The organism is Limnohabitans sp., assembly GCF_040400975.1.
Classification (GTDB): domain Bacteria; phylum Pseudomonadota; class Gammaproteobacteria; order Burkholderiales; family Burkholderiaceae_C; genus Limnohabitans_A.
In genome coordinates, this window is sequence record NZ_JBBAPF010000013.1 from 40,366 (window position 1) to 53,630 (window position 13,265).

General features: G+C 58.6%; 11 protein-coding genes. 5 read left to right on the forward strand and 6 right to left on the reverse strand.

What is annotated here, in order from left to right:
• Positions 1-3: 3 nt before the first annotated feature.
• On the forward strand, positions 4-1,167 hold the full coding sequence (locus tag ABWQ00_RS09305; RefSeq protein ID WP_353238389.1) for an MFS transporter: 1,164 nt from the start codon (positions 4-6) through the stop codon (positions 1,165-1,167).
• Here the strand turns inward: ABWQ00_RS09305 and ABWQ00_RS09310 are convergent.
• Entirely contained in the window at positions 1,097-2,062 is a 966-nt protein-coding gene (locus ABWQ00_RS09310) for a hypothetical protein (RefSeq protein ID WP_353238390.1), read from the reverse strand. The two genes, ABWQ00_RS09305 and ABWQ00_RS09310, sit on opposite strands and share 71 nt — an antisense overlap.
• 157 nt (positions 2,063-2,219) lie before the next feature.
• On the opposite strand from ABWQ00_RS09310, the gene ABWQ00_RS09315 reads away from it, so the two are divergent.
• Positions 2,220-3,122 (forward strand): DMT family transporter, encoded by a 903-nt coding sequence (locus ABWQ00_RS09315; protein WP_353238391.1) that lies wholly within the window; start codon positions 2,220-2,222, stop codon positions 3,120-3,122.
• A 44-nt stretch (positions 3,123-3,166) separates the two neighbouring features.
• On the opposite strand, the gene ABWQ00_RS09320 is transcribed toward ABWQ00_RS09315, so the two are convergent.
• Positions 3,167-3,949: a class II aldolase/adducin family protein gene (locus ABWQ00_RS09320; RefSeq protein ID WP_353238392.1), complete on the reverse strand. Its 783-nt coding sequence runs from the start codon at positions 3,947-3,949 to the stop codon at positions 3,167-3,169.
• 233 nt (positions 3,950-4,182) lie between these two features.
• On the opposite strand from ABWQ00_RS09320, the gene ABWQ00_RS09325 reads away from it, so the two are divergent.
• The gene (locus tag ABWQ00_RS09325; RefSeq protein ID WP_353238393.1) at positions 4,183-6,249 is read left to right on the forward strand and encodes an ATP-binding protein; all 2,067 of its coding nucleotides are present in this window, start codon (positions 4,183-4,185) and stop codon (positions 6,247-6,249) included.
• Between the two features lie 154 nt (positions 6,250-6,403).
• Here the strand turns inward: ABWQ00_RS09325 and ABWQ00_RS09330 are convergent, their stop codons facing one another.
• Positions 6,404-7,123 carry a response regulator transcription factor gene (locus ABWQ00_RS09330; RefSeq protein WP_353238394.1) on the reverse strand — a complete coding sequence of 240 codons (720 nt, stop codon included), beginning with the start codon at positions 7,121-7,123 and terminating at the stop codon, positions 6,404-6,406.
• Positions 7,120-8,757 carry a sensor histidine kinase gene (locus ABWQ00_RS09335; protein ID WP_353238395.1) on the reverse strand — a complete coding sequence of 546 codons (1,638 nt, stop codon included), beginning with the start codon at positions 8,755-8,757 and terminating at the stop codon, positions 7,120-7,122. The genes ABWQ00_RS09330 and ABWQ00_RS09335 overlap by 4 nt, the downstream gene beginning before the upstream one ends.
• 186 nt (positions 8,758-8,943) lie before the next feature.
• On the opposite strand from ABWQ00_RS09335, the gene ABWQ00_RS09340 reads away from it, so the two are divergent.
• Entirely contained in the window at positions 8,944-9,498 is a 555-nt protein-coding gene (locus ABWQ00_RS09340) for a metal-independent carbonic anhydrase family protein (protein WP_353238396.1), read from the forward strand.
• Positions 9,499-9,557: 59 nt separating this feature from the next.
• On the opposite strand, the gene ABWQ00_RS09345 is transcribed toward ABWQ00_RS09340, so the two are convergent.
• Positions 9,558-10,151 carry a 3'-5' exonuclease gene (locus ABWQ00_RS09345; RefSeq protein ID WP_353238397.1) on the reverse strand — a complete coding sequence of 198 codons (594 nt, stop codon included), beginning with the start codon at positions 10,149-10,151 and terminating at the stop codon, positions 9,558-9,560.
• Between the two features lie 7 nt (positions 10,152-10,158).
• Positions 10,159-11,085, reverse strand: coding sequence for a ribosome biogenesis GTPase YlqF (ylqF, locus tag ABWQ00_RS09350; RefSeq protein WP_353238398.1), 927 nt, complete (start codon positions 11,083-11,085; stop codon positions 10,159-10,161).
• 104 nt (positions 11,086-11,189) lie between these two features.
• On the opposite strand from ylqF, the gene ABWQ00_RS09355 reads away from it, so the two are divergent.
• Positions 11,190-13,259: a RecQ family ATP-dependent DNA helicase gene (locus ABWQ00_RS09355; RefSeq protein ID WP_353238399.1), complete on the forward strand. Its 2,070-nt coding sequence runs from the start codon at positions 11,190-11,192 to the stop codon at positions 13,257-13,259.
• Positions 13,260-13,265: the final 6 nt, after the last annotated feature.

Genomic DNA, 13,265 nt, shown 5'->3' on the forward strand with positions numbered 1-13,265 from the left:
CCCATGAATGTTGTTCCCCCTCATGTTTTACCCGTGTTGGTGCTGGCCCAATTGGCTGGCACTTCCCTGTGGTTCGCCGTCAATGCCGTCATGCCCGACTTGCAACTCGAATGGGGCTGGCCGATCACCGCTGTGGGCAGCCTCACCTCGGCTTTGCAAACGGGCTTCATTGTGGGCACCTTGGTGTTTGCTTTGTTGGCTTTGGCTGACCGCTTTCGCGCCACACGCGTTTTTTTATTTTGCGCATTGGCTGGGGCTGCTTGCACCTTGGGGGCTTGGGCCATGGTTTCTGACTTCACGGCTTTGCTCGTCTGGCGCTTTGCGACGGGGTTTTTCTTGGCGGGCATTTACCCGGTGGGCATGAAGATCGCATCGCAGTGGTATCGCCAGGGCTTGGGGGCCGCTCTGGGCTACTTGGTGGGGGCTTTGGTGTTGGGCTCTGCCAGTGCGCATGGGCTGCGTGCTGTGGCCGATGCCTTGCCGTGGCCAAGCATCATGTTGGGCGTGTCAGCCTTGGCCGTTGCAGGGGGGATGCTCATCCTTACATTGGGTGAACCACCCCATGCGCCGGTGCGCGTGAGCACATGGCAATGGTCGGCTCTGGCCACGCTGTGGACCGATCCGCGTATTCGCAGCTCGGTCTTGGGTTATTTTGGCCACATGTGGGAGCTCTACACCTTCTGGGTTTTGCTGCCGCTGATTTTGGGTACCCGTTTGTCGGGCGTGGACTTGTCCTGGATGGCTTTTGTGGTGATGGGCAGCGGGGCTGTGGGCTGTGTTTTGGGCGGTCATGCGGCCAAGCACTGGGGCAGTGCGCGGGTGGCGGCCTATTTTTTGGCGCTCAGCGGTCTGTGCTGCCTTTTGGCGCCTTGGCTATGGGATGCACCCGATGCGGTGTTCTACGCTTGGTTGCTGGTGTGGGGCATTGCTGTGGCTGGCGATTCACCTCAATTTTCCACACTCACTGCCCGCAACGCCCCGGCTCAGGCCGTCGGCAGTGTGTTGACGCTTTCAAACAGCATTGGCTTTGCCATCAGCACACTGAGCATCTTGTTGTTTGTGGCGCTGACCGATGGGGTGCCGCTGAGCTGGTTGCTCACAGGATTGGCGCTGGGGCCGGTGTTGGGCTTGTGGGCTTTGCGCTTGTTGGTGCGTGAGAGGGCTTGAAGTTTTCAGCGAGCGCACACACTGCCCCAGCTTGCCCATCCGACAGTTCACTGTCCTCTTCGCTGCACAGCGCAGCAATCAAAGCTTGGTCTACCACCTGGCCGGGTAGCAGCAGCTCTTCATTCGTCCAACGTTTGACCAAGTGGCCATTGGCCACGCCACCGGTGTGTGGGACTTGGTAGGCGCGGCGGTGTTGCATGGTGACGCCGCTGTTGGCGTTGGCAATAAAGCGGCTCTCGCCCAATGCCCAAGGCTCAAAGTAGGCATTGGCGGCGGCATCCACTTGGCGAAAGTAGCTGCGTGCGCCTTCGGCAGTGAGCTTTTTGCGCACGGTGCGTGTGATGAGGCCTTGCAAGTGGTCAAGCGCGGCCCCGTCCATCTGGCCGATGGCGTCTAGGCTCATGTCCATGTCCGCCAGCGCAGGTGTGGCGGCCAACTCGGCGGGTAAGACCTGCACCATGGCTTTGACCACCTCATGGTGGGGTGCCACGGCGGTGGCTACACCACGCGCTTGGGCTTGGATGGGGCAACGGATTTCAACCAAGCGCGGTTTCGCAGGACCCGTGCAGCCGTCATGGTGGTAATACTCGCCTTGGCTCAATCGACCTTTGCTAGAGCGACCGCGCACGTCGCGGTAGGTGGGGTGATGCGTGTTCACATTCAGGCACACCACCAAGCCCGTTGCATCGACCAATTGGTAAAACGCCTCGCGCGATTGCGGCAAGAGCAGTTGCTCGTGCAGGTAGTCACTGGGGGCGGTGTCTTCTTGACCCACTTCACCCTCAATCACCAACACAAAGGGCCGGGGCCTGCGCACGCGCCATTGGCGGTTTGCAAAATTCAGTACCGAGCGGTCAGGGGCAGGGTGTGCGTGGGCGTTCAATGTAGGGGCCATTGGGCAATTTTAGGGCTTCGGCATGCTGAGTTTCATGGGCAATGCAGGTGACTGCACCCTTGTGGCTGACGCTGTAAATTGCAGCATGTATTTTCAAATGCTTTGAAAAAAGCACGCTTTGGCCCTTTTTAAGAGGCACCTCTCTTTGTATGAACCCATGAATTCGCTATCTGTTGCCCCAAAGCGGGCCGATCACCCACTGCAAGGCATGGCTTGGATGGTGGTGGGGGTGTTTTTGCTGGCGGTGTTGGATGCCTTGTCCAAACATGCGGTGTCGCAGTTGTCGATTCCGGTGTTGATTGCGGCGCGTTCGGCGATGGTGCTGGTTTTGCTGGGACCGTGGGTGCTGCGCAGCGGGGGATGGTCGGCCGTGCGCACGCGCCGTCCTTGGGCTCATGGGGTGCGCGGCTTGTTCGCTGTGTGTTCGATGCTGGCGTTTTTTGAAAGCTTGCGTTTGTTGCCGCTGGCCACGGTGATTGCCATCAGTTTTGCTGCGCCACTGTTCATGACACTCTTGTCGGTGCCTTTGCTGAGGGAGCGTGTCGGGCTGCACCGCTGGGGGGCGTTGTTGGCAGGCTTTTTGGGGGTGAGCCTGATCGTTGGGCCGCAGGCTCTGGATGGCGATTTGGGTTGGGGTGCGTGGCTGGCTGTGTTGGCATCGCTTTTTTATGCCGCCTCTATGACCTGTGTGCGTTGGCTGTCGCCGACCGAAAGCGACCTGTCGATGCTGGTCTGGCAGAACCTCGCGATGGGCTTGGCTGGTGCGGCAGGGCTGATGTTTGTACCCCTAGAGGTGGCTCCAAGCATGTGGCCGATCATCGCGTTGATGGCCCTCTTGGTGTTGCTGGGCCAGCGCTGCACTTTTCGGGCCTTGCGGTTGGCGCCCGTCGGCGTGGTGGCACCGTTCCATTACAGCGAGCTGCTGTGGGCAGCCTTGTTTGGTTGGGTGTTTTGGCACGAGTGGCCAGGGTCGCATGTGTGGTGGGGCGCGCTGTTGGTGGTGGGCGCGGGTTTGTACACCTTGTGGCGTGAACGGGCGCGTACCCTTGTCAGCGTTTGATGGGGGGCCTTTGGCCGTCTTGGGCAGCCAGTCGCTGCCCAGATTCAATCGGCGTAGCCCGGATTCACCCGGTCGACCACCCGCATCATGGCTTCAAAAAACAGCCGCTCACGTTCGCTGCGAGGGTGGCGGTCTTGCGGGCTGGGGGTTTTGATGCGCTGGATCACCGATTCGGTCAGCACGTTCAGGGGCTGGCCTGTGCCCATGGCCAGCACTTGGGTGCGGCAGGCTTTTTCGAGTTTGTACAAGCGTCGGTAAGCTTGCGCCACGGTGTCGCCAATCGTCATCACGCCATGGTTTTTCATGAAGAGCACGGTTTTGCCACCGCTCATGAGTTGCGACAAGCGCTCACCCTCTGACAAGTCAGCTGCCAAGCCGGTGTAATGGTCGTCGTAGGCAATGGCTCCGTCAAAGAGAGCGGCAGTTTGGGTGGCAGGCAACAAGCGGTTGGCTTTGAGCATGTTCAGAGCCAGGGCCCAGGGCTGATGCGTGTGCAGCACCACTTTGGCACCCGTCAGGCGGTGCACCGGGGCGTGGATCGATTGCGCCGAGAGTTCCACCACCCCCGTTCCTTCCAGTGTTTCGCCCGCTTCATTGAAAACCATCATGGTGCTCGCACGGGCTTCTGACCAGTGCACGCCAAAGGGCGAAATCAGGTATTGGTCCTCACGGCCTGGCACGACGACCGTGAAATGGTTGTCGATGCCCTCGTCAAAATCGTGCAACACCGCCAAACGCAAAGCAGCCGCCAAGTGCACCTTGGCTTGCCATACAGGATCTTTGGGGTCAGCCGTTGGGAATGTTGGGGTGGCTGGGGCGGTCGGCATGGGAAATCTTTCGAGGTTTGGATCTGACTGGCACTGTAGGCACTTGCCCCTTGCGAACCTGTCACGTCTGTGGCAAACGCCCTGCGCAAGAGCCAAAGATCAACCACAAATTGATCTGGTGCATTCTTTAGTTTGACTTGAAATACGATATTCTTTAGACATCAATGAAGGTTTCCCTAGATTTAAGTATTTATATTTTCTATGGTTTGAGCTTTCACAATTTGTACTCGGATATGAAAAACTTCTTTTCCCGCTTGTCCATTCGTTTCAGGTTGTTGTTGGGCTTTGGGCTATTGGGCAGCTTGTTGATGGGGGTGCTGACCGTGAGTTGGTGGACGCTGAACCATGTTCAATCCAGCGCTCAGCAGATCATTGACATGTACGAGCCCCAGGTTGACCGCATGACCCGGGTCGAGTTGTTGATGGTCAAAATTTCTCTGGAGGCCCGCCATGCGATCTTGTCGGCCAATGATCCGGCCGAGCTCAAAGCGGCACTCGACAGGATCGCCAAAGACCGATCACAACTTGTGAACCTGGTCAACGAAACAGAGGCCAATTTGTCGACTTCGTTTGGGCGGGACATCATGAAAAAAATCCGCGAGGCCGATGCGGTATTTTGGCGTCTTTCGCAACAGGTGACCGTGCATGCCCAAAACGGTCAGGTTGCAGCAGCTTATGCCTTGTTGACCACCGACTTGGTGCCTGCGCGCAATCGGCAACTGTCCCACATCAATGAACAAAAAGAATGGCAACGCCAGCTGATGAACCAGGCCTTGTCGGACGCCAGCAGCACGATTACTCAAGTCAAGATGATTCTGGCCATTGTGGTGTCGGTCACTTTGCTGGTGATCAGCTTGATGCTGGTGCGCTTGATCAATTCCATGATCCGACCCTTGACGAGTTTGCTCAACACGATCATCGAGGTGGAGCACAGCGGTGATTACTCTCAGCGCGTTGCCGTGGTGGGCGAGGACGAGGTGGGACGGACTGCCGCAGCATTTGACCGGATGATGCAAATCGTGGAGAGCCGCACCAATGAATTGGCGCGTAACCGAGAACACCTGGAAGAAATGGTGGAGCAGCGGACCGCAGAATTGAGACAAGCGGTGACCGCTGCCAAATCTGCCAACGAAGCCAAAAGTCGCTTTCTGGCCACCATGTCGCATGAGCTGCGCACGCCCATGAATGGGGTGCTGGGCATGGCTCAGTTGCTCTTGTCTGGCCCGATCGATACGGCCAAGACCCAAGACTATGCGCGCACCATCCTTCACTCTGGTCAGTCTCTGCTGGCTCTGCTCAACGACATACTGGATTTGTCAAAGATCGAGTCCGGTACCCAGACCCTGGACACGGCCATTGTGAACCCGGTGGAGCTTCTGCGAAACACCCAGTCGCTGTTTGCCAACAACGCACACAGCAAAGGACTGAAACTGGCTGTTCAGTGGAATGGCCCTCATGGCCGCAGGTACAGGGGAGATGCCAACCGGTTACAACAAATGCTGACCAACTTGACCAACAACGCGATCAAGTTCACAGCGGTCGGAGAGGTGCGCATTGAGGCCACTGAGCTGAGTGCATTGGACGGGTCTGCATGGGTTGAATGGGCGGTACAAGACTCTGGCATGGGCATTCCAACCCACAAAATGCCTTTGTTGTTTCAGCCCTTCAGCCAAGTCGATGATTCCAGTACCCGCCAGTTCGGCGGGACGGGCTTGGGTTTGTCCATCGTCAAAAGCTTGGCGCATTTGATGGATGGGGAAGTCGGTGTGGACAGCAAAGAAGGCGAGGGTGCCCGCTTTTGGATTCGCTTGCGTCTGGACGTCATGACGGATGCCTTGGATTTATCGGAATTGGACAATGTCCTTGGTGCCAAAGGCTTTTCACAAGATGCCGGGTACAGTTTGTCAGGAATGGTTTTGGTGGTGGAGGACAACCTCGTCAACCAGCAAGTCATTGGCGCGATGATCCGGCAACTGGGGGTTGACGTGGTCGTGGTCGACAACGGACAAAAGGCAGTGGACAAGGTTTTGTCAGAGGCCGAACGGATCGCGGTCATCTTGATGGATGTGCAAATGCCTGTTTTGGACGGCTATGAAGCGACCCGTCAGATTCGGGCCTGGGAGGCCCTTCAAGGGCACCAACCACTGCCCATCATTGCTGTGACTGCCGATGCTTTTGCCGAAGACCAAATGCGCTGTCGTGAGGCTGGGATGGATGATTTTTTGGCCAAGCCCATCAAATTAAGTGCATTGGCCGACTTGCTGCATCGGTACGACACCACCAAGCCAATCCAAGACTAGAGCCATCCAAATTCAGCCCTTCAAGGGTTGATTTTGGCCTCCAGATATAGGGCCACCTCTTTGAGGATCGTGTTCAGGGCCAATTTGAGTTTTTCAAAACCATGGTGGCTTTCGCGGCCAGCTTCATGCATGTCAAGCGGTCTTCGGATTTCGATCAAACTTGGGCTTCGGTGGGCGCCTCCAACCTGTAACCTAAACCCCGCATCGTCTGGATCAAGGGCACGGGTCGACCATCGTCAATTTTGCTGCGCAAGCGACGGATGTAGACATCCACCACATTGGTCAGAGGGTCCTCGTTCAGGCCCCACACGCTCGACAAAATCCTCTCTCTGCTGAACAAACGCCCCGGCGCACTCATCAGCAGCTCCAACAGCGCCAGTTCACGCGCAGTCATGTTCAGGGCCTCTCCTGCGCGGCTGGCCCGCATGGATTCGCGGTCCAGCAAAATATCGGCCACTTGCAATTGGGTAGGTCGACTGATTTGCACGCCTTGCCCTCGGCGTGCCAAGGCCTCCAACCTGGCCAGCAATTCTTCAAACTCAAAGGGCTTGCACAGGTAGTCGTCAGCGCCCATGCGCAAACCCGCCACCCTTTCTTCCAGGGTATTCAAGGCCGTCAGCATCAGCACAGGAAAAGGGATGCCTTGTGCCCGAAGGGTTTGACAAATCTCCATGCCGTTCATGCCGGGCAGCATCAAATCAAGCACCACCACGGTGGTGATGGTTTCAGCCTTCGATTGCCGAGCTGTTTCCAACACCAAAGCCAAGCCTTCAGGTCCGGTGGCAGCGCGTTGAACCATCAGGCCCTCGGCCCTCAAGCCACGCTGCAAAAAGTCGGCAATCCGCGGGTCATCTTCGATCAGGATGATGTTCATGGCGCAGTTTCAGTGGGGGGGTCAAAGTGAGGACGTGTCAGCAGGGGCAACTGCAGCACCACGCAAGTGCCAGTGCTCTGCGTTTCATCGGCAGGGCTTTGCAGCGTCAAATTTCCGTTGTGGGCCAGCACCAATGCTTTGGCAATCGGTAGCCCCAAGCCACTGCCTGCAGCCCGGTGCACGCGGGCCAGACTGCCTCGAAAGTGGCGATCAAACACCTGGTGCAACTCTTCGGCAGGTATCCCAATGCCTTGGTCCGTGACTTGCAACGTCAGCATCGCTGGGTAATCGTGACTTTGTTGCCAGCGAACCGTGACCGTGCCTTTGGGGTGCGAATAGCGCACCGCGTTGTCCAGCAAAAGCAAAAGCAGTTGGCTCAAGCGCTGCGAATCGCCCATGACCTTGACCGAGGCTTTGGGCATCTCGGGGCAGTCAATCCGGATGTCCTTTTCGCCCGCCAAGGCGCTGGCCTGCGACAACGCATCGGCCAAGGGTTCAGACAAGTCCACGGTTTGGTGCACGATACTCAGCGTCTCCATGTCGCTGCGGGCCATGGCCAACAAGTCGTCGATCACCGAGCCCAGTTGGCGCGAAATGGCCACTATGCGTTGCAAAGCTTCTCGGTATTCAGGGGCGGCTCTTTCGCCACCGCGCAGGGTGATTTCGGCTTCGCCACGAATCGCCGTGGTGGGGGTTCTCAGCTCGTGGCTGATGTCGGCCAGCAACTGGCGGCGTCGCGTGTCGGTTTGCTGAAGCGATTTATTGGCTTCATGCAAAGCGCTTGTGCGCTCGCGCACCTCAGACTCCAGGCGCTGGCGTTGTTCGGTTTCTTGTTGGCTGTGTTTTTCCAGGGCAGCGGCCATGGCGTTCATGCTGCGGGCTACATCTGAAAATTCATCTTGTCCGTCCAGCGGAATGCGGTGTTGCAATTTGCCTTGCCGAAGTTTGTGTGCGCCTCTGGCCAGTTCGTCAATCGGTCGGCGCAGGGCCCGTGCAAAATAAACCGTCGCCCCCGATGCCAGCAGGGCCAAAGACAAGGCCATGCCTATCCATAACCAGCGGATTCGCGCCAAGGTGGCATCAGCAGCTTGGCGCTCTCTGAGCATGGCCGCTCGTTCACGCACGATGCTCTGGCCAATCAACTGGCGCAAATCGCGTCCTTCTGACTTTTCGAAAACCTCGGTCAATGTGTCCCAGCCCAAACGGGCCGGAATGTCGGCGGGCAGGGTTTTGACCAGTCCCAGCGTTTCACCCAGGGTTTTGACGTTTTTGCCCAAAACATCCAAGGCTTCCAGACGCGCTTTTTGTTCCTCGCCATCGCTGCCTTCCATGCCCAAAGTGGAGGCTGTTTCGGCGAGCGTGGCCAAATCGGTCAAGCTTTGTTGCATGTCGTTCAGCAAAGCTTCTCGGGCTGCTGGAACGCCTCCGGCGCCGATTTTGTGTTGGGTCACCCAAGCTCGCAGGTGCTGTTTGGTGGCCGACAGTTGCACAAAGCCTTGGTGAATGTCGCTGGCAATGCGTCCTCGCACCACTTGGCGTTCGGCTTCGCGCAATGCAAAGACGGCACCGATGCCCTGTAAAACAATGCAGGCGGCTAAAAAAAGAAGGACCCAACTGAGCTGTTTTCTGAACATTTTTGTATTGTCGCTGTCCGCATTGCCATGCAGGTGCGTGTCATCTCTTGTTAATGCGAAGCGCAAGCGATCGTCATTTGGAATTTAATCCGGCTTCATTTGTATTATTTTTAATTCATTTCGACTTCCAAATACATTCGGATAGTCGTAAAACCTTTTTAAACCCTCCATGATCGGAAAATTTCCATGAAATCTCTCAGCTTGATCGCAGCCTCATTGGCGCTTGTGGGTCTGTCCAGCGCCGCATCGGCCACCGTGGTCATCAACCAAGGGATCACAGAGGCCGAAGTGCGTAGCGCTCAAACCGCTTGGTGCAAAGCCTTGGTCGACATCAGCCAAACCGGTGCCAGCAAGGGCCAAGCAGCAGCCAAAGCTTTGGCTGAACAAGTGATTGACGCCGCTTATGGCTACCAAATGGGCGCAGTTTTGTTCAAGCCCACTTTGACAGTTGCGCCACAGACATTCCGCACCAACCGCGCGGGCGCACTGGCTTACTTTGTGGGCGGTGACACCAACTTTCCAAAAGACAAAGGTTTTGCGCTCAACAGCTGGACAGCTTGTGAGTCCAAAAACGCGGCCATTTTCATCGCTGGCAACTCGGCCAGCAGCATGGGCAATGTGATGATCACCGACAAAGCAGGCAAGGTCACCACCGTCGACAAAACTTGGACGTATGTGAAAGACACTGCAGGCAAGCTGCGCATCGTGGTGCACCACTCTTCTTTGCCCTTTGGCGGCTGAAGTCCCCTAGCGGTGATGCGACCAACTCAGCCGAACGACCGTCGGCTGGGCTGGGCGCATCACAAGTCAAGTGCTTGCCAAACTCGAATGGCCGCATAGGCATCGTTGGCTGCGTAAACCAATTGCGCCTCGCTCAGGCGGGCGTTGGCCCAATTGCTGGTGGCGGCTTTTTTGGATTTGATGAAGCGTTGGTTGAACAGCACCGCCACCGCGCCTTTGACGCCCATGTCTTTGCGGTAACCGCGTTCGCGAAAGATGGTGTTGAGCTCCAAGATGCCCTTGGGCTCGATGCCCAATTTGTGCACGATGCGTTTGCGGTCGTCGCCCAAGCCAAACCCGGCCTTGGCCACGCCTTCTAAAGCCAGCAACTCACCCGCCACGCGGCGGCACTCGGGTTCATGCAGCTGGAACACCCAAGCCCGTTCTGGCGTGGACAGTTGCAAGATGTGCGGTCCATCGGATTGCTCACCCACCTTGAAGGTCGGTTTGGACTCGGTGTCAAATCCCCATGCCTGAGCTTTGCCAAGGTGTTCTTGCGCTTCACGGGCTTTAGCCCCGGTACACACCAAGGTGATGCGGTCGAGCCCCAAACGCTTAAATTCGGGCAGTAAAGCGATGGCCTCTTTGTCGGGGATCGGTTTTTGGGCGTTCATGGTGGGATCAGTCTTTCATGGCCTTCTTGGCTTTTTGACGGCCCCCTTTTCGCTCCGCCCGCTCGGCATCGGCTTTTTTTCCTTCGGCCAGCCAGATGGCAAATTCTTCAGGTGTCTCCAGCGTCAGACGCCCCAAAGCTGCAGACCGGAAGTCGTGGATCACGATTTCAGCGGCTTTGATGGTGTTGACCCGGCCGCCGCTTTGGATGGCACCCCGGTAGCGTGCAATGGCTTCGAGCAGTGTCTCGTCGGTGTGGCTGGCCACGTTGTGCACTTTGTAGCGCTCGGTGATGGCTTGCGGGTAATGCGGAATCAGGTAGTTGAGCAGCTCCAGGGCCACCACTTCTTCGTCAAATGCGTTCACGCCAATCGCGCCACTGGCGGCCAGGTTGTAGCCGCTTTGCGCCACGATGATGCGCGGCCACAGCACACCGGGCGTGTCGTACAAATAAAAATCATCGGCCAGTGCGATGCGCTGCTCCAGCTTGGTCACGCCCGCTTCGTCGCCGGTTTTGGCGGCGCGTTTGCCTTTGAGGGTGTTGATCAGCGTCGACTTGCCCACATTGGGAATACCGCAAATCAGCACCCGCATGGGTTTGACCATGCAGCCCCGGTTGGGGGCCAACTGGCGGCTGGCATCGATCAAGGCCTTGGCGGGTGACACCACGCTGGTGTCCATGCCCAAAGCGCTCACGCCGGGCAGGGCGTTGTAGTGCGCCAGCCATGCCGTGGTTTGCACCGGGTCGGCCAAGTCTTGCTTGCTCAGGATTTTGAGGGCCGGTTTGCCTTCGATCAGCTCGGCCAGCATCGGGTTGGCACTGGAGCCCGGCAGTCGCGCGTCCAGCATCTCAATGACGACGTCAATGTCTTTGATGCGCTCCCCGATCGCCTTGCGCGTGAGGTGCATGTGTCCGGGAAACCATTGAATTGCCATAAAAGCCGCAGAAGACGAGATGTCAAAAAAATCTGATTGTCGTCGAGTTCTCAGGGCTCGAACTTGGCCTCAAAATGACAGCAACAAGATCTCAGGGAAAAGTCATGAACACCAGCCAAGCTCAAGTCCGTGACTTTGCTCAAACGCACATGCACACCATCCTGGCCCGCCTGGCAGGGCCGGGCGCTTTGCCCCGTACCGACCAGGTGGACGCGGTGCATGCGGTGCTGCAACCCGCATCACGCGTGTTGGTGGTGCAGGCCACGGGCTGGGGCAAGTCGGCGGTGTACTGGGCGGCCACACACGCGATCCGCAGCACGGGCGCTGGCCCCACGTTGGTGGTGTCGCCTTTGCTGGCGCTGATGCGCGACCAAGTCAGCGCTGCCGAGCGGGCGGGCTTGAAGGCGGCCACGGTGAATTCCACCAACATCGATGACTGGGACGAGGTGTTCCAGCGGCTGGATGATGACGCCATCGACGTGCTGCTGGTCTCGCCCGAGCGCTTGGGCAACCCGCGTTTTGCGGCGCGTCTGGGCGCTTTGCTGGCCCGGGTGGGTCTGATCGTGATCGACGAGGCGCATTGCATCAGCGATTGGGGTTTTGACTTTCGGCCCGATTACCAACGGCTGGCGCGGGCGCTGTTGTCCACGCCCACGGCCAGTGTGTTGGCCACCACGGCCACGGCAAACGAGCGGGTCACGCTGGACATTGGCAAGCAGTTGGGAGAGTCCACCGTGACTTTTCGCGGCACATTGGCCCGCACATCGCTCACGCTGTCGGTGGTGCCGGGTTTGTCGCCCTTGCAGCGCTATGCCTGGATCGCCGATGCGCTGGAGCAATTGCCCGGCTCGGGCATTGTGTACGTGCTCACCGTGGCCGAGGCCGAACGGTTGACGGCCTTTTTGCGCAGCTGTGGCCATGCGGTGGACGCCTACAGCGGACAGACCGACGCCGACACGCGCCTGAAAGTGGAAGAGCGTTTACGCCACAACCAAGTCAAGGCGGTGGTGGCCACGTCGGCGCTGGGCATGGGTTACGACAAGCCCGACTTGGGCTTTTGTGTGCATGTGGGCTCACCCTCGACCCCGGTGGCCTATTACCAGCAGGTGGGCCGGGCGGGCAGGGCGGTGGCGCATGCCGAAGGGGTGTTGCTGCCGTCCGATGCCGACGAACGCATCTGGGATTACTTCGCCACCGCGTCAATCCCTGACGCGACCACGGCCGCCAAGGTGTTGAGCAGCGTGGGCAAGGATGGGCGCAGTTTGCTGGAGATTGAAGCCGACACGGGCGTGCGCCGGGGGCGGTTGGAAGCGCTGCTCAAAATTTTGGCAGTTGAAGGCGTGTTGGACAAAGACGGCTCCACTTGGCGCGCCACGGGTGTGCCTTATGTGCACGACACGGCCAAATGGAGAGCGCTTGCGCAGGTGCGCCAGCAAGAGGCGGGCATCATGCGTCAGTATGCCCAAGGTGCGGGGTGCTTGATGGCCTATTTGCAAACCGCGCTGGACGACCCGTCGCCCGCGCCGTGCTGGCGCTGCTCGGTGTGTACTGGGCATTTGCCGTTTCCCGGCCTTGCGCCATCACCCCAAAAACTGATCGCAGCGCGCAACTTTTTGCGCGGTATGGATGTGGACATCGAGCCGCGCAAACGCTGGCCCGCTGGGGTGGGGCGCAAGGGCGCGGTTCGCGGTTTTGACGCGGGGCGTGCCGTGGCTTTTGCCGACGATCCGGCTTGGGTGGCCGAATTGCAGGCTTTGCGCACCGCCGCGCCAGGGGATGTGCCTGTTGAAATTTTGGCGGGGGCTGTGACCTTGCTCGGGCGCTGGGCCAAGACATGGCCCGCGCGGCCTGTGTGTGTGGTGCCCATGCCTTCGCTCGACATGGCATCGAACCGACGCATGGCCGAATACATTGCCCAAAAGGGCCGCTTGCCTTTGCACGACGTGTTCAGTTGGACAGGTGGGCCTGCGCCGGGTGACGCGGCCTCCACTCCGGTGGTGGCGCATCTGGAGTTGGCCATCGGTTTGGCACCGAATGCCGCTTTGCCCGCCGGGCCGGTGCTGCTGGTGGCTTGCGATGTGCGCACCCGCTGGACGGCCACGGTGGCGTCAGCGCTGATGCGCGAGCAAGGGGCCAGTCAAGTGCTGTTGCTGGCTTTGCACCTGCGGCCTTGAGGCATG

Bases quoted from the DNA above. Each gene is read 5' to 3' on its own strand.
- ABWQ00_RS09340 (WP_353238396.1), top strand. From the start codon at position 8,944: ATGAAATCTCTCAGCTTGATCGCAGCCTCATTGGCGCTTGTGGGTCTG.
- ABWQ00_RS09335 (WP_353238395.1), bottom strand. From the start codon at position 8,757: ATGTTCAGAAAACAGCTCAGTTGGGTCCTTCTTTTTTTAGCCGCCTGC.
- ABWQ00_RS09345 (WP_353238397.1), bottom strand. From the start codon at position 10,151: ATGAACGCCCAAAAACCGATCCCCGACAAAGAGGCCATCGCTTTACTG.
- ABWQ00_RS09320 (WP_353238392.1), bottom strand. From the start codon at position 3,949: ATGCCGACCGCCCCAGCCACCCCAACATTCCCAACGGCTGACCCCAAA.
- ABWQ00_RS09330 (WP_353238394.1), bottom strand. From the start codon at position 7,123: ATGAACATCATCCTGATCGAAGATGACCCGCGGATTGCCGACTTTTTG.
- ABWQ00_RS09315 (WP_353238391.1), top strand. From the start codon at position 2,220: ATGAATTCGCTATCTGTTGCCCCAAAGCGGGCCGATCACCCACTGCAA.
- ylqF (WP_353238398.1), bottom strand. From the start codon at position 11,085: ATGGCAATTCAATGGTTTCCCGGACACATGCACCTCACGCGCAAGGCG.
- ABWQ00_RS09355 (WP_353238399.1), top strand. From the start codon at position 11,190: ATGAACACCAGCCAAGCTCAAGTCCGTGACTTTGCTCAAACGCACATG.
- ABWQ00_RS09325 (WP_353238393.1), top strand. From the start codon at position 4,183: ATGAAAAACTTCTTTTCCCGCTTGTCCATTCGTTTCAGGTTGTTGTTG.
- ABWQ00_RS09310 (WP_353238390.1), bottom strand. From the start codon at position 2,062: ATGGCCCCTACATTGAACGCCCACGCACACCCTGCCCCTGACCGCTCG.
- ABWQ00_RS09305 (WP_353238389.1), top strand. From the start codon at position 4: ATGAATGTTGTTCCCCCTCATGTTTTACCCGTGTTGGTGCTGGCCCAA.